The following is a 19,463-nucleotide window of genomic DNA, read 5'->3' as shown; positions in this document are numbered from 1 at the left end:
CTTTGGAGCTTGGTTATGTGGCAATATCGAGATAATTTTTTGCTACTGTAATTTTAAGAGAAATAACCATGCCTAAGGCCAGTGAAATAAAAAAGCATGCTGCGATTGAATACAACAACCGCGTAATGATCGTAAGAGATATTGAGCGTTCAGTACCACAAGGTCGCGCTGGTGGTAGTTTGTACCGTATGCGTATGTATGATGTCGTGAATGGCGGCAAAGTAGATGAAACATTTAAAGCAGATGAGATGCTTAACCTAGCGGATTTAGTACGCCGCCCAGTCATGTTTTCATACATTGATGGCGACGAGTATGTATTCATGGATGAAGAAGACTACACACCTTATAACCTAAATAAGAGCAGCATTGAAGAACAAGTTTTGTTTGTCAGTGAAGACACAAAAGGCTTGTTAGCGGTGATTGTTGAAGGCAGACCTGTGTCTATCGACTTACCTTCAAGTGTTGAACTTGTTATTGAAGACACATCTCCATCAATCAAAGGTGCTTCGGCGAGTGCACGCACAAAACCGGCTACGTTAACGACGGGTTTAGTTGTTCAAGTACCAGAGCATATCTCAACGGGTGATAAAATTCGTATCAACACCGATGAAAAGAAATTTATGGGCCGTGCTGACTAAACAGCGAGTGCTTTATAGCGAGCGTAGCCTTTAGGCAGCGCTCGTTAAATCATTAAATCTCATTCTGAATAAGCAGGCCAGTTTTGGTACGTTGCTTTGTTATAAACGACGATTGCTATACAGGGAATGATGCCTAGTATGGCTCGATGCATGTTAGAGTAAGCCGCGTAATATGGAAAACAACATAAGATATTTAGTAGAAGCATGTGACGCTTTGGGTTTTGAGTATGAGTTTATTGATATAGACCAAAACTTTGTTCGCATTAAACTTGATTCGGGTTGGCAATATTTTGAGTTAAATAAAACGCCATTCAACTCTGAAGTCGCTTATTGTATCTGTAAAGATAAAAGCCATACCTATCAGCTTTTAAAAGACACTATTAGAATGCCAAAAACGCTCGACTTTTTGGACTTTAAAGTGGACCCCAAATACCTGCAATACAAGCATTACAACAGCGTTGCTTCTGCTTTGCACCGTATTGAAGACAACTTATCTTATCCGATCGTCGTCAAATGCAATAAGGGAGCACTGGGTGTAAATGTGTTCATGTGTGAAGATGATCTTCAGACCGAAAAAGCGTTTGCAGAGATATTTGATCACCAATCTCGAGTATACGATTACATTGCACTCGCTCAACAATACATCGTGAGCAAAGCCGAGTTTCGTTTATTGTGCGTTTATGGAGAGCCAGCTTTTGCTTACCGTCGTGGCCAAACATCCGCCAGCTTTAATGCTAAGTACTGGGAAAAGGGTGAATACGCGGAACATGTAACAGATGACGCTTTATTAAACAGGTTGGCGGAGTTTGTCGCGCCAGTACACGCTGAGCTACCAATGGGCTTAGTTGGCTACGATATTATTCTTGATGAACATGATGAGTTATATCTGATTGAATTGAATGCGTCTCCGCAATTTAACAATTTCATTAAACATAACAGTGTAGACCCGGTCATTGATTTATATAAAAAAGGGTTATCTGAGCTTAATAAGCGCTAACGTTTTTGTCTCGGCGCGCTGCTAACATGTGCGCTGAATACCCAATGCGGGTTGTGACTACAATATTGATGACTCGCATTGAAATTTGCACGAGCCATAGTCAATTAATCTGCATATTTTCTAGCAATAGAATAAAACACGTCTTCGATAGATAAAAAGACATCGAGAATGTGCGGATCAAAATGACTGCCTCTGCCATTTTTCATTATTTCCAATGCTTGTTCATGTGTCATGGCATCTTTGTATACCCGCTTACTTATCAATGCATCATACACATCGGCAATCGCCATCAAGCGTGCACTGAGCGGGATATTTTCACCTGATAACCCTTGGGGATACCCGCTGCCATCCCATTTTTCATGGTGACCATAGGCGATTTGTTTGGCTATTTTTAAAAAGCGGACACTCCCTCCCACTTCTTTTTCCGCATTTTCCAGCGCCAAATAGCCAAGTTCAGCATGTGTTTTCATCACCTCAAACTCCGCATCCGTGAGCTTGCCTGCTTTGAGTAAAATGGCATCTGGAATGCCCACTTTGCCAATATCGTGTAATGGTGCTGACTTAAAAAAAAGTTCTATTACGTCATTAGGTAACTGATTGTTATACCTAGGTAATTTACTTAAGCTTGAAGCGAGAGTTTTAACATAGAGCTGTGTGCGCTTAATGTGGTTGCCCGTTTCTTGGTCGCGCGTTTCAGCCAAACTGGCTAAGGCTGCAATGGTGGCATCTTGCGCTGCAGAGAGCTCCTTGGTACGTTTTTGTACTTCGGCTTCTAAATACGCATTTTGGTCTTTTAAAAAGTCACTATGGCGCTTAATTTGGATATGAGTACGCACTCTAGAGAGAATAATAGGTGGGCTGATAGGTTTGTTAATATAATCACAAGCGCCGAGTGCAAAGCCAATCTCTTCGTCTTGCACGCTGTTTTTGGCGGTGAGAAAAATAACAGGAATATCACTCAATTCGGGTGATGTTTTTATGCGGCGAATAACCTCATAACCATCCATATGCGGCATAATGATATCCAGCAATACGATGTCGACGTCTTTGCTTTTGAGTATTTCTAGTGCACTCTCGCCACTTTTTGCTGCAATCACTCTGTATTCGGCCTTTAATACCTCTGACATGAGCGCCAGGTTTTCAGTGGTATCGTCGACAATCAACACAGTGAATTTTTCGAACATATTCAGTTCCATCCAAAATTAGCTTTAAGTCTGATTTTAGGTCTATCTTTGTATTACTGCCAACAACTAAAATCACTTTATGTTCAAACTTAGATCTCTGTTCGTCGCATTGTTTGGGTTTATGTTTCTCACCAGTATTGCGTTACTTTTCGTGTCCAAATACATCGACGCAAGTGAGTTTGCTAAACAGTCAACTCAGCATCAGTTGACACAATTGAAGCAGCTAGTACAGGAAGTGAAGCAAGTTGCTAATCAGCGGAGCAAATTTGCGAGATCGTTTGTGATGACGGGGGAGCAGCGTTGGTTAGATTTGTTTCAATTAGCGATAGCAATTGATAATGGTACGTTTGCCAAAGAGTCAGAATATCAGCTTGGCTATTGGGATACGCTTTCATTGCCTAATAGTGTCGTGCCCAAAGTTGAAGATAAAAAAGTCTCCGCTTCATTCTTTGAAAGGTTTGAGCGGTTTGCGCCAAATGACTATGAATTTAACCAGCTACAAAGAGCATTTGCGATGGACGAAGAGCTGGTCGATATGGAGCAGCAGGCGATTTCATCGCGGCAAGAATATCGTGACGCCCAAATAGTACAAAGTGCTGTTGGTCCGATCACAAACCAGGAGAATTTATTACTAGGCTCTGCCTATTTAGTGCGTAAGGAGCAGGCATATCAAGCTTTGGCGGATGTGGAGCTTAAGCTTTTATCGAAATTAAAAGAGCGCATTGCAGAATGTGAGCAAAGCTCACAGGTGGCTCAAAAGATCCACAGCATCATCATTTTAACGCTCTTGCTGTCCATTGCCTTGTCATTTTATTTGTTGTGGCGTTACTACATCACGCCTATTTCAAATATCCAAAAAGCACTTGTCGCGCAGGTAGAAAAAAATGATTTTAACTTCAAGCTAAACGAAGCGTACCAAGGAGAGCTTGGCACTTTTGCTGGCGCAATGAACCGTCTTTTGGAAAACATCACACAGCAACTTAACTTTAGTACCATTATTAAAGATTTTAACTTAGCGTTGCGAGGCAAAAGCAGTGCTCACGAGCTGGGCGATGAAATCATAAAGTTTGTCTGCCAAAGATTATCCATTCCGGTGGTTGGGTTATACGTGTATGAAGAGGATGAACTGGAACGTGTCTCTGGCATTGGCTATGAAAACGATGCAAAAAGTACCTATCAAGACTCGGAATCGGTGTATTTTCATGCACTGAAAACTAAAAATAGATATTCCATTGATTTATCAGAGCAATTCAAGTTTGACCATCATGGCAAAGCGATCTTTTTACGAGAACTTCATTATTTTCCTTTAACCGTGGGAGAGAGCTGTATTGGCCTTTTAGAGCTTGGTAGCTTTTATCCACTTAGTGAAAAAGAGTTCCATTGGTTGAGTTACATCATTCGCGATTTGGCCGTCGGGTTGCAATTAACCCGAAATCAAGAGATCCAGAGAAAAACTGAGCGTATGGCTTATGAACAGCTAGAGCTGAACAAAAAAATCATCGATGCGATCCCCAATCCTATGTATTACAGAAATCAAGAAGGCATGTATCTAGGCGTAAATAGCCGCTTTCACGAGTTTATAGGTACTTTTGAAGCTGATGTGATTGGTGCGAAACCGGATAATATTTTTCCTTTTGATATTGCCACCCGTTTTAATGAATCAGAGAAAAAGTTACTCGCCAATCCGGGTCATCATAACTATGAGATGCGCATTAAAAATGTGAATGGTGAAGAACGAGAAGTGGTTGTGTATGAAGCGACATTTAGCGATGCGGATAATCATGTGGCCGGAATAGTCGGACTCATATTGGATGTAACGCAAAGTAAAGAGATGGAAAGGCAGCTTCGGGACGCCAAGATGCAGGCAGATAGTTCAAGCAAAGCAAAAGGTGAATTTTTGGCTAACATGAGCCACGAAATTCGTACGCCTATGAACGCCATCATCGGCATGAGCCATCTTATTTTGAATACCCATTTGTCTAAGCAACAAATGAACTATATGAAAAAGATTGATTTGGCGGCCAACAATCTCCTTGGCATTATCAATGATGTACTCGATTTTTCTAAAATAGAGTCTGGAAAGATGACTATCGAGCATGAGCCGTTTGACTTAGATGAAGTGACCACCAATGTATCGATTGTGAACTCCATTAAGGCTGAAGACAAAGGGTTGGAACTTTTACTGGATATACCGCCGGATGTACCTTCCAATTTAGTTGGTGATCCGTTGCGTTTAGGGCAAGTGTTGATCAATCTGTGTGGTAACGCCATCAAATTTACCGAACAAGGAGAGGTGATCATCGCCGTTAGAGTAGTGGAACAAAATGATGAAAGCGCGGTATTGAAGTTTTCGGTTAAAGACTCCGGTATTGGGCTCACACAAGCACAACAAGAACAACTGTTTAAGGCTTTTTCACAGGCTGACACCTCAATTACCAGAAAGTATGGTGGAACCGGATTAGGTTTGAGTATATCGAAACGACTTGTTGAGCTAATGGGCGGGCAAATTGGTGTTACAAGTGAGGAAGGAGTCGGCTCAGAATTCTTTTTTACCGTTAAAGTCGGGTTACAAGAAATGGCGGTAAAACCGCTCCTTTGCCCTGAATCGATTATCAAAAATACCTCCGTGTTAGTGGTAGATGATAATGAAGCCGCCAGAGAGATCATGTCAGACTTGGTTGCCCATTTAGGCTTTAAAGTATCTGTGGCCAGTTGTGGAGAAGAAGCGCTGAAAATAATGGAGAGTGAAACGTTTCAATTGGTCTTTTCTGATTGGAGCATGCCCAATATGGATGGCTGTGAATTGGCTCAGCGTATCGTAGAACTTAAGCTTACCCCTTCTCCCAAAGTGATACTTGTCACAGCCCATAGTCGAGAACTCAACCTAGAAGACAACTTAATTAATGTTCTGGGCGGCATTATTACTAAACCTATCAATGCTTCAATCGTGTTTGACTGTGTCATGGATTGTTTTGACTTACAAAGTGAGGCGACACCTAAGTCCAAAGCGAAGAAGCCTAAGCAGCATTCGTTTGCTGGTGCTACGGCTTTACTTGTTGAAGACAATGAAACAAACCAAGAAGTGGCCACGGAAATGTTGCGGTCAATTAACATTGACGTCACTATTGCCAATCACGGCGCAGAAGCTTTGGCAATCCTAGAAAAACAGGGCGCGTTTTCGGTTATTTTTATGGATATGCAAATGCCGGTTATGGATGGGCTAACAGCAGCTCGTAAAATAAGAGAAAGCAAAGCGTTTGATACAATTCCCATCATTGCTATGACAGCCAATGCGATGAAAGAAGACATTGACCAATGCCTTGCCGCGGGAATGAATGCACACATCGCCAAACCGATTAATTTTGACAAAATGGTTGCCACAATCGATGAACAAATTAAGCAAAAAGGTCGCACTACGTTTGAAGACGTCAATAAAACACCGCTCGCTAAAGACAAAAATGTGGATCCAGACAAGCCAGCCAAAGAGAGCTTTAAAATAGAGGGGTTCGATTTTAAAGATGGGATTGACAGGATCGGTGGAAACGAAAAAGCCTACTGGAATATTTTAGGTAAGTTTGTACATAAGCAGGTTGAAGAGCTTATTAATTTAGAGCAAGCGGTCATCATTGGTGATACTGAGCATGCCGCGAGGATCGCACATTCGTTAAAGGGATCGGCGGCAAACCTATCTGCTCATTATTTGATGGAAAAAGGCCAAGTGTTTGAAGAGCAGATTGCGCAGCAAGGCAGTATTGATATAGAGCAACTGCATGAAGTGATTAGTTATCTAAAAAATGCGGACGAAAAGCTGGCAAACAGAGAACTCGAGCCTATTCAAGCCGAGGGGGAGCAGCAGAGCACTCTGTCTCAAACAAAACGTAAGCAGTTATTCAACGAGCTGTTAGAGTTGGTGCAAAATTTTGATGTGCAATCACTTGAAGTGATTGACGAATTGTTCGAGCAAAACGCATTTCCCAAAGAAACGCTTGAGCAAGTACGCGATACAATTAGTGATTTTGAATTCGCCAAGGCTGAAAAGATACTCACTCAAATGTCGGGCCAAGTGTGATTTTATAATTGACGGCAGTTTTTTAAAATGTCTTTTTCAGCCTTGTAAACCGTTGTTTTCACGAGACTCAAACCAAGTAATGTATCAAAAACGTTATCGTGTGAAAGAGGTGTATTTGTTTGCGCGGTTACGCAGTTTTTATACGCTTGTTGTTTAAAGCGACTATCCCAGTACAGCATAGCAACACGGGTTTGTTCCTCTGGAGCTAAACTGTATGGAAACCCATGAAGGTACAAGCCTTTTTCACCTAAAGACTCGCCATGATCTGAGACGTACAACATGGCGGTATTGCCCTGTTCAGGTTGTTGTAGCACTTCAAGTATTTGCGCCAATACATAGTCTGTATAAGCAATTGTGTTGTCGTAGGTGTTAACCAATTGCTCATGAGAGCAGTGTTGAATATCGCTATGAGGGCAATCGGGCGTAAAGCGGTTAAATGATGCAGGATAGCGTCGATAGTAAGTGGGTCCGTGAGAGCCAATCATGTGTAAAACAATAACTCTTTCTTTGCCCTGCGATACAGCGAGTTCTTTCTTAAGATCGCCAATAAGAACTTCATCAAAGCAAAAATCGCCATCGCATAATTTAGAGTCACGCTTGGGGTTAAATTCTATAGTTTTTACTCTTTTACACACCCCTTTACAGCTACTGTTGTTATCAATCCAGGTAACTTCTGCGCCCGCTCTTTGAATAAGATCGAGAGCATTATCTTGGCTACTGGCTTCACGGCTGTTGTAGTGTTCACGATCGAGTCTTGAAAACATACAAGGCACCGACACTGCGGTTGCCGTACCGCATGATGAGACTTGATTAAAACTGATCACATCTTGGTTTTTTAAATGTGCATTGGTATTTCTCGCATAGCCATTTAGACTGAAGTTTGCGGCTCTGGCTGTCTCCCCAATAACCACAACAAGCGTACGATTTTTATGCTTCATGTTATTTTGCAAACTAGGCGCACTATCGAGAACGCGGTAGGGCAAAGGTGGGTATAAATATTTATCGCGAATAAACTTAAAGCCCGAGTCGTAAAAGGCAAATGGCACGATGTATTTTGTCAATTCTCTGTGATTTCGACCCACTGCGGCGTAATCTTTATAAAACGTTGCAGCAATGACTGCGATTAGAATCAAACAAGTGATATTTAATTTAACCAAACTTTTGATATTGGTTATCACATTGCCTTTTATTTCTTGGCTGAGCACAGAGAAGATAGGCAACATCCCCATAAAAACAAAAAAGAGATAAAGCTAATATTTAGGTACGAAAAGGCCTCCCCCGAATTCGTTTCGATCACATTTTGCACCATACTTTTGTCGAATATCACGCCATAGGCTGCTGTGGCGTAAAACAGCAAGGAGGACAGCAGTATATTTATACTGAGTGTCAACTTAGGGAAAAATAACGCCCCCGATATAGTCAATAAAATGATGGTTAAGCAAATGAGCAAGACTGGAACGAAGAGCAGAAATAGCCATCCTGATGCACTCGTTAAATGGGTTGCTTTATACACGCCCGCAAGAAATGGGAAGTTAAATACTAAGACAATAAACAGTGATGCGAGGGAGAGTAACCAGGCAGATGATATGTTTACTTGAATACGCGTTTTTAGAGTGTTCATATATGACCAATATTTGCGAGTACAAATGGATCGTATTGGTCGTGACTTAAGAACGGCTGAAATTAAACTGAGGATCAGTGGGGTTTAGCAGTCGCTGATGAGACGAAATTTAATCTTAAGTTATTCTTAAGTATTGATTGGTAAATTGACAGTATTCCAGCTAGGAAATCTATTATGCGATTACTGTTAATTGAAGACTCAGAATCATTAAGACGAAGCTTAGGTCACGGCCTTTGTAAGCTTGGATACACGGTAGAGTCAACGGGAGATGGTTCTGAAGGGCTAAGTATGGCGCTTTTAGGGGATTATGATCTACTCATTTTGGACTTAATGTTACCGTCAATGGATGGTTTAAGCATTTTAAAAACACTTAGAGCAAAAAATCAAAATGTCCGAATTCTCATACTATCAGCACGCTCGGAAGCAGATGATAAAGCCATTGGTATCTTAGCTGGCGCAGATGACTATTTGGCCAAGCCATTTTCTTTTGAAGAGTTACATGCGCGTTTGGTCAACTTGATGAGACGGGGTTTTATAAGGCACGATCAAGACAAAATAATCATTGGTAACTTTTCACTGAGTTTACAACTAAAAGTCTTGTCTTACTTAGACAAGGAAATAGATCTAACGCCCAACGAATATAAAATTGTAGAGTGCTTTTTTCTTAATCAGAACAAAGTCGTTACGCCAGAATTGCTGAGCGAGTATATTGCAGGTAGCTACGATCATGTTTCTAAAAATGCACTCGAAGCACATATCTCATCGGCGAGAAAAAAAGTCAGAGCATTTGGTGAAGACTTACCGGTAAAAAATAAACGCGGGTTTGGTTATGTGGTCACACAGTAAATGAAATCCATTCGTAAAACGTTAACTCGCCGTCTGTCGATTTTTATTTCCCTGTTTGTCGTGGCGGTATTGCTTGCCGTTGATTTAGCAATTGATTCGTGGATTGAAGAAGAGTTCAACCGCTCGGTCACAAACAAGCTCGGTTTGCTCATGACTTTAGTCAGCGAAGATCCAGAAGGGGTCGAGTTTTACTTTTCCGGTGAATACCTGCCTGAATTTGAGGGGCGAGGCGAACCTGAGTATTTTCAGTTATGGTATAAAGGTACTGTTTTTGAACGCTCTAAAACACTCAAGTATTACAGTAACAACGACTTACCTTACCACCAGCCTGAGTTTAATCAAATGGTGCTCAAAGATACCAAACTGCCTGATGGGCGAAGTGGCAGGGTTGCGTACGCATTATTTTTGCCCCAAATTGACAGCGATGATAGAGAAGAATTTAAAAAGCATTATCAAGGCTTGAATTATCAGCAAGCCCCTATTTTAATTGCTTATGCTACATCCACAGAGCAACTAATGTTTTACCTTTGGTTTATTGATATTGCATTTGCTTGCGCGCTCATCATTGTACCGCTTATTATCAGATTCACCGTTAGAAACACCGTTGCGTATGCCTTAACGCCCTTAGAGGCATTAAACAACGAGTTAAAAACGGTGAAGTTTTCGATTAAAAGACAAAAAATAACCGCTAAAGAACCCGTCGAAGAGTTGTCGCCCATTATCGAGAGTTTGAACCACTTCATTGAGGAAAATTATTCTCTGTATATTCGTGAAAAAAGGCTCACTTCTGATATTGCTCACGAGCTTAAAACGCCAGTAGCTGAGTTGATCAACTTATCGGAAGTTGCCATCAAATTTCCGGGAGATCATGAGGTTGAAGCGAGCTTTAAGCCCGATGTACTTAAAATTGGCCTAAGAATGAAGAGTATCATCTCCAGTTTATTGATAATGCATAAGTACAGTCATCAAGCATTAGACTGCTCCGAAAAGGTGAATATCAATTCCACCATTGAGAAACTTGTTGCAAGCCATGACAGCAGTAGGCTCATTGTGAGTTCGAGTTCAGATGATTGCGAATATGTACTAAGTAACTCATTCGCAATTGAATCAATATTAAATAATTTAATTAATAATGCGTTGCAGTACAGTCCAAGTGATTCAGATACAAAAATCACTATAAGTCATTTACAAGACGGCCGATTAAATATCATTGTTCGCAATCGTGTTTTACATACCTTGTCCTCATCAGACCTAGATGAAATGTTTGAACCGCTATGGCAAAAGGAGGCGTCACGAACAGCAAATAATAACTTCGGTTTGGGGTTATCAATTTCAAAGGTACTTGCGTTGGCTATTAATGGCTCATTATCGGTAAGTGCCAAAGATGAAGAAATTCAGTTTGAATTGGTGCTCAATAAGCCAAATTGATAACGATATGCCACGTACCAAGTTTCAAGCTTTTATCAATCGGCCATACTCAATAGACAATGCAAAAAAATCAGCGATGAAAAAATGATAGTTCCTATTTTATGTATGGCTTTTTGTTAAAAATGGTCCGTTATAGGGGACTCCTCCTCACGATTAAGTTAGAAGAGGAGTAGCGGGTTATTTCAAAAACGCCAGCAATTGATTACCCGCGGCAATGGTGTTGTTCTCACCGTTAAAAATATTTTCGGCGCTTTTGTCAACAAAAACTTCTTCAACCCACTGTGCGATGTCTTTGCAAAATGTTGCAAGTATTGCCATAGGAACTGTATTTGCGTCTTCGATTTTGCATAGCTCGTTGGCGACTTCGTCTATCATGAGCGCGCCGTCATTAAACTCGACGCAGAAGTAGAGGTTATTTGCCACTTCTTTCATGTATTTGGCAATGAGCTGTAGGTTAGGTGCTCTGTTTAATGCCTCGCCTAAGCCGATTTCAGCTTCTAACTCTTTGATAGACTCGGTCACTGATTCAATATCTTCATCACTGATGGGGCTTTCTAGCCAAAACAGCTCGGCGCTTACGGGGGATTTTTTGATTTTATTGCCTAACGCGCCCATTTCACCGGGAGAAAAATCAAAAAAGGCTTCTTCAAATAGCTCTACTTTGTCGTCAGAACGTAAATTACCGTTATACAATTTTTCATTGCTTTTGAGTGTTTCTACCACTTCACTTTCTATTGGTATATCGGCAGAGCTGTTTGAGCAAGTCTGATAAAAGCGTTTGAATACTTCGTTGGACTCTCTAACTTGCTCTGCAACTCGCTTCATATTGGAGAGGTCTTTTTGCATGGAAATATAGTGTGTGACGTCCCCATTGGCGTTTTTGATCTCCGATATGTTCCATTCGACAGGATAGATGCTGCCGTCTTTGCGATAATTGATGGATGCGCCATAAAAATAGCCATGTTTTTTCAGCGATGGCGTTATCTTCGCTATTACCCTTTTGTTGCTCTCAGGACCTTGTAAAATAGAGGGAGATTGTCCCACCAATTCAGCAAGTTCATATCCCGTGTGGCGACAAAAAACGCCGTTTGCATACACAATTGGATAACCATTTTGTTGATCGGCATTCGTGATCACGATGGCATGGTGAGAATGCATCAATAGCTGTTTGAGTAAATCCAGAACTGAGCACTGATCAATTAACTTGCTAAAGAACAGTGACTCTTCCATATTCGTGATCATATTTGTCATGGTGTAGGCTCTATGTGAATGGGCGGTTAGTACTGTTAAAAGTAGACTAAATTGCAGTGAGTTACATACTCATATATACCTGTCTGTGGTCGGTTCAGATCATATAAAATTTTACTGTAAAGAGCAGTTCAGCGCATAGAGCCATATGTCTGACTGTAAAAAGATGCGAATTAGATAGGGATTAATACCAAATAAATTAAGAATTAATTCGTTTTTCTTATAAAAAATTAGGTGGTTAATTCCATGTTATTAATTATTTTTGTTGGTCAAAGTGTATACAAGAGGTTGTAACAGAAAATTAATTTGTTTGGTCGCAAAATTGATTGACTTGGGGTCTCATATGGATAGACTGGACCTAGACAAAAAATATGTCAGTGTTTATAAATCTCCATTACGTTGTTGTATAAGTCATACTTGTAGTACCGTCCTGAAGTTTTTAAGTACCGTCTAATTTTTGCTCTATGCGCCCAGATGGGCATAGTTTAATTTTTAAATCAGGATATATCGATATGTCTAATACAGTAACTGGCACAGTTAAGTGGTTCAACGAGTCAAAAGGTTTTGGTTTCATCGCACAAGAGAATGGCCCAGACGTATTTGCTCACTTCAGCGCAATTAAAGGTGACGGTTTCCGTACACTAGCTGAAGGCCAACGTGTTGAGTTTACTTTAGCTAACGGCCAAAAAGGTCCTCAAGCTGAGAACATCACAGTTATCTAAGCAATCTATGCTTAAGAGAAAAAGCAAGCTTCAAGCTTGCTTTTTTTATGCCTACTGTTTTGAAACTGATGAAAAGGTGGATTTTATCGAGTTGGCACAGCAAGTAGCACTTGCTGGTAGGTGGGCGTCTTTTGGATTTCGGCAAATGCCTCTTTTAGCTTCGCAACCAGTGGTTCCGGCGTGCCAATACTTGCAGCCAAGTAGCCACTGACGGACAGATCATTAACAGCAAATAAAAACTTGAAATGTTCTTTAGGCAAGTTGAGCGACTCAGCCATGGCGCTTAAGTATCTTGGGTCATCTAGGACCAAATCGACTTTATTCGCAACAAGTAGCTGATATGATCGCTCAATATCGGCTGTGAGAACGTAGTCAAAGCCAAAACTTTTTAGTTTATCTGCCGCAATATCTCCTCGTTGTACTGCTAAACGGTATTGTTTGGCATCTGCCAATGAATTAACACTCACGTCATTGCGATAGGCATTAGTAACAAACCCTAAATGAAACATGGCAACGGGACCAATCCAGTGGAACAGGTTAGTCCTGTCTGGGGTTTTAGCCATGCTGTAAATTAAGGTATTTTTGTGGCTGCTCGCCAGTTTATAGGCCCGTGCCCACGGATAAAGTTGATAATCACCCTGCAGCTTGGCATGGCCAATAATTTGCTTAACTAACTCAGTACTGGTGCCTGCCACAATGCCATTCTCAAGGGTTTGATTCGGAGGAGATAACTCCGTGACTATTGTGAAATGAGGGGCTTTTTCGGCATTAGCCATGCAACTGATCAACAGTGCCGCACTTACTAATAAGTTAGTTTTTACTTGATATAACAATAATGTAATTGGTTTTCTCACAGTGTAACCTGTTGGCTTTCTATCCTTAAAGTTTAGCAAATTGTATTGCGATGCAAGTAAATGTTGAGCGTTTTAGCAATTATCAAACCTTAAGTTTTCCTTAAGTTTAGTTCGCTAACTTGAGGAAAAATTCAAAATGATAAATGCATGATGAACAGCTTGATTAAATACGCTCAGCAAATAAAGCCGCTTATAATGGGTGGCGTGATTTTGCTGTTCACTTTCTCCGTTAGTAGGTTGGTTTTAAGCGGATGGCAAAGTGCCAGAGTGTCGGGTAGTGAGGTGTTTGAATTAATCATTGGCGGTATCCGCATTGATTTAAGTACGACGGCTTATTTATTGCTACCAGTCGTGCTGGCATTTTTCCTACAGCTTATTACCCCTAGCAAACTCAAAAATTGGCTTGGCCATATCATTAAAATTTATGTTTGCCTTGTTGTTACGCTGGTTGCTTTGTGTGAAGCGGCAACACCCGCATTTATCATGCAATATGACGTACGCCCAAATCGATTGTTTGTGGAATATTTGGCTTACCCACAAGAAGTTTTTTCGATGTTGTTATCAGGGCATCTGGCTACTGTGGTGATCACATTATTGATATGTACAGGTGTTTTTGTGCTGACTTATCGGGCGCTTTTACGAGTAAACGTTTCAACAACCCGACAAGATAAACTTCCCTTTGCACTTTACAACTTTGCCTTACTTATTGTGCTTTTTGCCTTTGCACGTGGCACTTTGGGCCATCGACCGTTAAACCCTGCGTTGGTGTATTTTTCTCAAGATTCATTGGTGAATTCCCTCACGCTTAATTCGCCATATAGCGTGGCGTTTGCGGTTAAAAACATGCATAACGAGACCAATGCGTCGTCACTTTACGGTGCTTTACCTGCGCAAGATATCACCACAATCGTTAAACAGGCATCTTATAAACAACGTTTTGTTAGTGAAGCGCTGCCTACCTTATCGCAAGAACCTAGCTTTCATAGTGGCGCTAAAAAGAACCTTGTGATCATCTTAGAAGAAAGCCTTGGCGCGCGATTTGTAGGGTCTTTAGGTGGAGTAGGGCTTACGCCTAACCTTGATGAACTGTATCAACAAGGGTGGGGATTTAAAAATCTGTATGCGACTGGCACGCGCTCGGTGAGAGGGATTGAAGCGGTGCTGACTGGGTTTTTGCCGTCGCCTTCTCGCTCTGTGGTCAAGCTCTCGAAATCACAAAGTCAATTTTACACGCTTGCCAGTGCACTTACTGAGCAGGGTTATACCACACAATTTATTTATGGTGGTGAAAGTCACTTTGACAACATGAAGAGCTTTTTTCTTGGTAATGGGTTTAGCGATATTGTCGATATCAATGATATTGAATCCCCCGAGTTTGTTGCTTCTTGGGGTGCCAGTGATGAAGATGTATTTAATCAAGCGGACAAAGAATTAGCGACGCTTGCAAATGCGCAGCAACCATTTTTTAGTCTGATATTTACTTCCAGTAATCACGATCCGTTTGAGATCCCTGCTGGAAAAGTTACCTTAGATGACGGGTTTAATAGTGACAACCCGCCAAGAGACCTTGCTATTAAATATGCAGACTATGCGCTGGGGAAGTTCATTCGCACAGCAAAACAGCGTGACTACTGGCAAAACACGGTATTTCTGGTGGTCGCCGATCATGACGTGCGGGTGTTTGGTAGCGAGCCTGTTCCAATCAAGTCATTTCACATTCCTGCCGTTATTTTAAATAGTGAGTTTGACGCAAAGTTAGACACACGTTTAGTGAGCCAAATAGATTTACCAGTGACATTGCTGTCTCTCATTGGTGTGAATTCACCTTCGCCGATGGTCGGCTTTGACTTGACCAAAACCTACCCAAAGCAGCGCGCTATGATGCAGTACTACGACAATTACGCCTACATTGAAGATGATCAAGCAGCGGTACTGCAGCCGGGTAAAGAGGTTAGTTATTGGTCATACGATATACACAATAAACTTCAAAAAGAAATCGCGCCAACATCAGGCTTAGAAAAAATCAAAGAGAAAGCGTTAGCGCATGTGCTGTTTAGCTCGATGGCTTATCAGCAGCAGTTATATCGCACTTCTGCTAGCGGTGACAAACTATCGTTCGCATCGCTTAATCATGTGGGAGCAAAGGTGCTTACAGACCAAACACTCAGCTTACCTAGAAATGAATAATAGTGACAATAAAACGAATGATAGTCGCCTTTTTAGTGAAGGCTTGGACCATGTGATAGCTCTGAACAACGGCAGTAAAGAAAATGATATTTTCACGCTTGGCGCAAGTTAGCAGTGCCACTTACAATGCCAGTCAAGATGTTTTAGCAACTTGCCAGTATCAAAAACTCGCTCAACTTGGAGACCTCAATGAAATTTGATAGTAGTGACAAACCCACTGGATTCAAACGTGTTTACTTGGCATCCACGCATTCAGCACGAGCGCTAAAGTGGTTAGCAAAAAATGAGTCTGCCTTTCGTCAAGAGTTGGTGCTGCTTATCATCACATTTGGGGTTATTATCAGTGTTGATTTTTCCTTGTATGAAAAGGTGATGCTGTTGTGTGCAACACTTTTTGTGATGTTTGCTGAGATTGTCAATACGGCCATTGAAGCCACAGTGGATAGAGTAGGCCTTGAGATCCACCCACTTTCTGGGTTGGCGAAAGATTTAGGTTCAGCAGGCGTGCTGGTGTCACTCATTGTGTTTATTTGCGTATGGGGTAGCTGTTTTTACGTTAACTACTTTTCGCTCTAGTCGGTTCGAAAAACAGCGCAGTTACCTGTGCGTGACTAACATGATCTTAATAAGTTCCATGGCGATGGAGCTTATTTTTATATTTTCTCGTTAAATCTCTGGTCACTTCGGTATTCCTTTCCCTATTCAGCAAACTTATAAGCATTATAAATTAAATTGTCGACAATCTTACCTTAATCAGGTTGACGTCAACGTAAAGCACCACTATATTGTCTACAACTTATTTAGATTCACAGAGCCAAGTTCAAGATGGAGTTTTTTCAAGAACAAGCGGTAACTTCTTCAGATAAAGCATTTTTCCGCCTTAGAAAGGAAATTGTCGAAGGTGTTATCCCATCGGGCACTAAACTCAGTGAAACTGAATTGTCGACAAAGTATGAAGTCAGTCGTGCCGTTGTGCGTGAAGCGATTAATCGTTTAGAAGCGTGCAATATCGTTGAGCGCAAAGCCAACGTGGGCGCGAGAGTGGTATCGCTGTCACCCGAAGGTTTAATCGAGCTTTACCAAGTGCGTGAAGCATTAGAAGGCATGGCAGCACGCCTTGCGGCACAGCACATGAGTGAACAAGAGATCATTGAACTCAATGCTTTACTCAATAGCCAATCTGACAAAGTCAAAAGCGCCAAATTGTATTATCAAGAAGCGGGAGACTTAGATTTCCACTACCGCATTATTCAAGGTAGTAAAAACGCGCACTTAATCTCCATGCTAGTGAATGGCTTATATCACTTGGTGCGCATGTATCGTGTGCAACTTGGCATGGCCGGGCCGCGAGTTACCACAGCATTTGATGAACATAAGCATATTGTGCAAGCCATTAGCAATCGTGACCCCGAGCTTGCCGAAATGCTGATGCGTCGACATATCACTTATTCTAAAAATAATATCGAAGCCAAACTTCAACACAGTTTATAAGAGAGATCATCATGACAGGATTTACTAGCGCAGGTAAAAAGTTCCGCGAGGCACTTAAAGCCAATCAACCATTACAAATCGTCGGTACCATCAATGCATACTCGGCAATTATGGCGAAAAAGATTGGTCATCAAGCGATTTACCTATCTGGTGGTGGTGTGGCAAACGCATCATATGGCCTGCCTGATTTAGGAATGACGTCGTTAAATGATGTGGTTGCTGATGTACAACGTATTACCGCAGCCTGTGATTTACCTTTGATGGTGGATATAGACACAGGTTGGGGCGGCGCTTTTAACATTGCTAAAACCATTCGCGATATGGAAAAAGCCGGTGCAGCAGCGGTGCATATGGAAGACCAAGTAGCGCAAAAACGTTGCGGTCACCGTCCAAATAAAGAGATCGTATCGACCGAAGAAATGGTTGATCGTATCAAAGCCGCAGTGGATGCACGCACCGACCCTGATTTTTTCATCATGGCGCGCACCGATGCATTTGCGCAAGAAGGTTTGGAAGCGGCTATTGAGCGTGCAAAAGCCTACGTGGCAGCAGGGGCGGACGGTATTTTTGCCGAAGCGGTGCAAACAGAAGAGCACTATAGAGCGTTTAGCGAAGCGCTCAATGTTCCTATTCTTGCCAACATCACAGAATTTGGCAAAACCGAGCTTTGGAACAAAGAAGAACTAGGTCAGTGGGGCGTCGACATGGTGTTGTACCCGCTAAGCGCATTCCGTGCCATGAACAAAGCGGCAGAGCTGGTTTATCAAACCATTTTAAACGACGGTGACCAAAAAGCTGTCATAGATACCATGCAAACTCGTATGGATTTATACGATTATCTTGGTTATCACGAGTACGAGCAAAAACTTGACTCATTATTTGCGCAAGGCAAAAACAAGTAATTGATACAGAAAAGAATACATTCGCGATAACGCACGCGTTATCGCATACAAAATAATTATCCAGCAGGTAGAAGAATCAGGAGACAAAAATGGCAAAAGTACTAAGCGGTGCGGGCCTTCGAGGTCAGGTAGCAGGGAAAACAGCACTTTCAACAGTGGGTAAATCAGGTTCGGGTCTAACTTATCGTGGCTATGATGTGAAAGATTTAGCAGAACATTGTCAGTTTGAGGAAGTGGCACACCTTATCTTAAAAGGTCACTTACCAACACAAGCCGAATTAGACAGCTACAAGAGCGAGCTTCGCTCAATGCGCGGTTTACCATTAGCGCTTAAAGAAGTGTTAGAGCGTATTCCAGCAGATGCACACCCGATGGATGTATTACGTACTGGCTGTTCTATGTTAGGTAACTTAGAGGGTGAAACAAGCTTTGATATTCAAGGCAAAGTGACCGACCGCATGTTAGCGTGTTTCCCAAGCATTATTTGCTACTGGTATCGCTTTAGCCACGACGGTGTGCGTATTGACGTTGAAACTGATGATGATTCAATTGGTGCGCATTTCTTACACATGCTGCATGGCAAAAAGCCAAATGAATTGCATGAGCGTGTTATGCACGTATCGCTCATTCTTTATGCTGAGCATGAGTTCAATGCATCAACTTTCACAGCGCGTGTTTGTGCTTCAACACTGTCTGATATGCACTCATGTGTAACGGGTGCCATTGGTTCGTTGCGTGGTCCACTGCACGGTGGTGCGAACGAAGCGGCAATGGAAATGATTGAAAGCTTTACATCGGCAGATGACGCAGAAGAGAAAATGATGGGCATGTTGGCACGCAAAGAGAAGATCATGGGCTTTGGTCACGCGATTTACTCTGAAAGCGACCCACGTAACGAAATCATCAAACTATGGTCAGAAAAACTCGCAAACGATGTGGGTGACACTGTACTTTACCCTGTGTCTGTGCGTTGTGAAGAAGTGATGTGGCGCGAGAAGAAGTTGTTCTGTAACGCAGATTTCTTCCACGCTTCGGCTTACAACTTTATGGGTATTCCAACCAAGTTGTTTACACCGATTTTCGTGATGTCACGTTTAACGGGTTGGGCTGCACACGTGATGGAGCAGCGCGCAGATAACCGTATTATTCGTCCATCTGCTGAATACACGGGTGAAGAGTTACGCCCAGTAACGCCAATCTCACAGCGCTAAATTTAGTGTCGCGGCCAACTTAGTTTGGCCGCATCTTCCAAACACCGTCATCAATTTCCACTGGA

At 41.9% G+C, this 19,463-nt stretch carries 14 protein-coding genes and 1 pseudogene; 11 read left to right on the top strand and 4 right to left on the bottom strand.

All coding sequences use genetic code 11. From position 1 onward, the window contains the following. The first annotated feature begins 68 nt into the window (after nt 1-68). Together efpL and AC5FX4_RS22070 are read left to right on the top strand one after the other, a co-directional pair. Entirely contained in the window at nt 69-638 is a 570-nt protein-coding gene (gene efpL / locus AC5FX4_RS22075; protein ID WP_493608570.1) for an elongation factor P-like protein EfpL, read from the top strand. A gap of 172 nt (nt 639-810) precedes the next feature. Beyond that, nucleotides 811-1,635: an ATP-grasp domain-containing protein gene (locus AC5FX4_RS22070; protein ID WP_493608569.1), complete on the top strand. Its 825-nt coding sequence runs from the start codon at nt 811-813 to the stop codon at nt 1,633-1,635. A 104-nt stretch (nt 1,636-1,739) separates the two neighbouring features. Here the strand turns inward: AC5FX4_RS22070 and AC5FX4_RS22065 are convergent, their stop codons facing one another. Next, the gene (locus AC5FX4_RS22065) at nt 1,740-2,819 is read right to left on the bottom strand and encodes an HD-GYP domain-containing protein (protein WP_493608568.1); all 1,080 of its coding nucleotides are present in this window, start codon (nt 2,817-2,819) and stop codon (nt 1,740-1,742) included. A gap of 79 nt (nt 2,820-2,898) precedes the next feature. Here AC5FX4_RS22065 and AC5FX4_RS22060 point away from each other — a divergent pair, with 79 nt between their 5' ends. After that, complete coding sequence (locus AC5FX4_RS22060; RefSeq protein ID WP_493608567.1) at nt 2,899-6,888, top strand: response regulator; 3,990 nt, start codon at nt 2,899-2,901, stop codon at nt 6,886-6,888. Nucleotides 6,889-6,890: 2 nt separating this feature from the next. On the opposite strand, the pseudogene AC5FX4_RS22055 reads toward AC5FX4_RS22060, so the two are convergent. Further along, nucleotides 6,891-8,509, bottom strand: a pseudogene (locus AC5FX4_RS22055) (phosphoethanolamine transferase). Between the two features lie 174 nt (nt 8,510-8,683). On the opposite strand from AC5FX4_RS22055, the gene AC5FX4_RS22050 reads away from it, so the two are divergent. Then, on the top strand, nt 8,684-9,355 hold the full coding sequence (locus tag AC5FX4_RS22050; protein ID WP_493608566.1) for a response regulator transcription factor: 672 nt from the start codon (nt 8,684-8,686) through the stop codon (nt 9,353-9,355). Then, nucleotides 9,356-10,783 (top strand): sensor histidine kinase, encoded by a 1,428-nt coding sequence (locus tag AC5FX4_RS22045; RefSeq protein WP_493608565.1) that lies wholly within the window; start codon nt 9,356-9,358, stop codon nt 10,781-10,783. A 177-nt stretch (nt 10,784-10,960) separates the two neighbouring features. Here the strand turns inward: AC5FX4_RS22045 and AC5FX4_RS22040 are convergent, their stop codons facing one another. Then, nucleotides 10,961-12,034, bottom strand: coding sequence for a PAS domain-containing protein (locus AC5FX4_RS22040; protein ID WP_493608564.1), 1,074 nt, complete (start codon nt 12,032-12,034; stop codon nt 10,961-10,963). Between the two features lie 509 nt (nt 12,035-12,543). On the opposite strand from AC5FX4_RS22040, the gene AC5FX4_RS22035 reads away from it, so the two are divergent. Further along, nucleotides 12,544-12,753 carry a cold-shock protein gene (locus AC5FX4_RS22035; protein WP_476289520.1) on the top strand — a complete coding sequence of 70 codons (210 nt, stop codon included), beginning with the start codon at nt 12,544-12,546 and terminating at the stop codon, nt 12,751-12,753. An 83-nt stretch (nt 12,754-12,836) separates the two neighbouring features. Here the strand turns inward: AC5FX4_RS22035 and AC5FX4_RS22030 are convergent, their stop codons facing one another. Further along, on the bottom strand, nt 12,837-13,607 hold the full coding sequence (locus AC5FX4_RS22030; RefSeq protein WP_493608563.1) for a substrate-binding periplasmic protein: 771 nt from the start codon (nt 13,605-13,607) through the stop codon (nt 12,837-12,839). Between the two features lie 150 nt (nt 13,608-13,757). On the opposite strand from AC5FX4_RS22030, the gene AC5FX4_RS22025 reads away from it, so the two are divergent. The 5 genes from AC5FX4_RS22025 (at nt 13,758) to prpC (ending at nt 19,398) form a co-directional block, all read left to right on the top strand. Beyond that, nucleotides 13,758-15,794, top strand: a complete 2,037-nt coding sequence (locus AC5FX4_RS22025) for an LTA synthase family protein (RefSeq protein WP_493608773.1) — start codon at nt 13,758-13,760, stop codon at nt 15,792-15,794. A gap of 189 nt (nt 15,795-15,983) precedes the next feature. After that, entirely contained in the window at nt 15,984-16,370 is a 387-nt protein-coding gene (locus tag AC5FX4_RS22020) for a diacylglycerol kinase (protein ID WP_493608562.1), read from the top strand. A gap of 249 nt (nt 16,371-16,619) precedes the next feature. Further along, on the top strand, nt 16,620-17,285 hold the full coding sequence (locus AC5FX4_RS22015; RefSeq protein ID WP_476289516.1) for a GntR family transcriptional regulator: 666 nt from the start codon (nt 16,620-16,622) through the stop codon (nt 17,283-17,285). Between the two features lie 11 nt (nt 17,286-17,296). Continuing rightward, complete coding sequence (gene prpB, locus AC5FX4_RS22010) at nt 17,297-18,187, top strand: methylisocitrate lyase (RefSeq protein WP_493608561.1); 891 nt, start codon at nt 17,297-17,299, stop codon at nt 18,185-18,187. 89 nt (nt 18,188-18,276) lie between these two features. Then, a complete protein-coding gene (gene prpC / locus AC5FX4_RS22005) occupies nt 18,277-19,398 on the top strand; it encodes a bifunctional 2-methylcitrate synthase/citrate synthase (RefSeq protein WP_493608560.1) in 1,122 nt (373 codons plus the stop codon). Nucleotides 19,399-19,463: the final 65 nt, after the last annotated feature.

The organism is Pseudoalteromonas sp. ATL1 (assembly GCF_058933015.1).
Note: the sequence above shows the minus strand (reverse complement) of the source record. Positions and strands in the feature narration are given on the sequence as shown.

Coding starts and splice junctions, on each gene's coding strand:
- efpL (WP_493608570.1), top strand. CDS start 69: ATGCCTAAGGCCAGTGAAATAAAAAAGCATGCTGCGATTGAATACAAC.
- AC5FX4_RS22070 (WP_493608569.1), top strand. CDS start 811: ATGGAAAACAACATAAGATATTTAGTAGAAGCATGTGACGCTTTGGGT.
- AC5FX4_RS22065 (WP_493608568.1), bottom strand. CDS start 2,819: ATGTTCGAAAAATTCACTGTGTTGATTGTCGACGATACCACTGAAAAC.
- AC5FX4_RS22060 (WP_493608567.1), top strand. CDS start 2,899: ATGTTCAAACTTAGATCTCTGTTCGTCGCATTGTTTGGGTTTATGTTT.
- AC5FX4_RS22050 (WP_493608566.1), top strand. CDS start 8,684: ATGCGATTACTGTTAATTGAAGACTCAGAATCATTAAGACGAAGCTTA.
- AC5FX4_RS22045 (WP_493608565.1), top strand. CDS start 9,356: ATGAAATCCATTCGTAAAACGTTAACTCGCCGTCTGTCGATTTTTATT.
- AC5FX4_RS22040 (WP_493608564.1), bottom strand. CDS start 12,034: ATGACAAATATGATCACGAATATGGAAGAGTCACTGTTCTTTAGCAAG.
- AC5FX4_RS22035 (WP_476289520.1), top strand. CDS start 12,544: ATGTCTAATACAGTAACTGGCACAGTTAAGTGGTTCAACGAGTCAAAA.
- AC5FX4_RS22025 (WP_493608773.1), top strand. CDS start 13,758: ATGAACAGCTTGATTAAATACGCTCAGCAAATAAAGCCGCTTATAATG.
- AC5FX4_RS22020 (WP_493608562.1), top strand. CDS start 15,984: ATGAAATTTGATAGTAGTGACAAACCCACTGGATTCAAACGTGTTTAC.
- AC5FX4_RS22015 (WP_476289516.1), top strand. CDS start 16,620: ATGGAGTTTTTTCAAGAACAAGCGGTAACTTCTTCAGATAAAGCATTT.
- prpB (WP_493608561.1), top strand. CDS start 17,297: ATGACAGGATTTACTAGCGCAGGTAAAAAGTTCCGCGAGGCACTTAAA.
- prpC (WP_493608560.1), top strand. CDS start 18,277: ATGGCAAAAGTACTAAGCGGTGCGGGCCTTCGAGGTCAGGTAGCAGGG.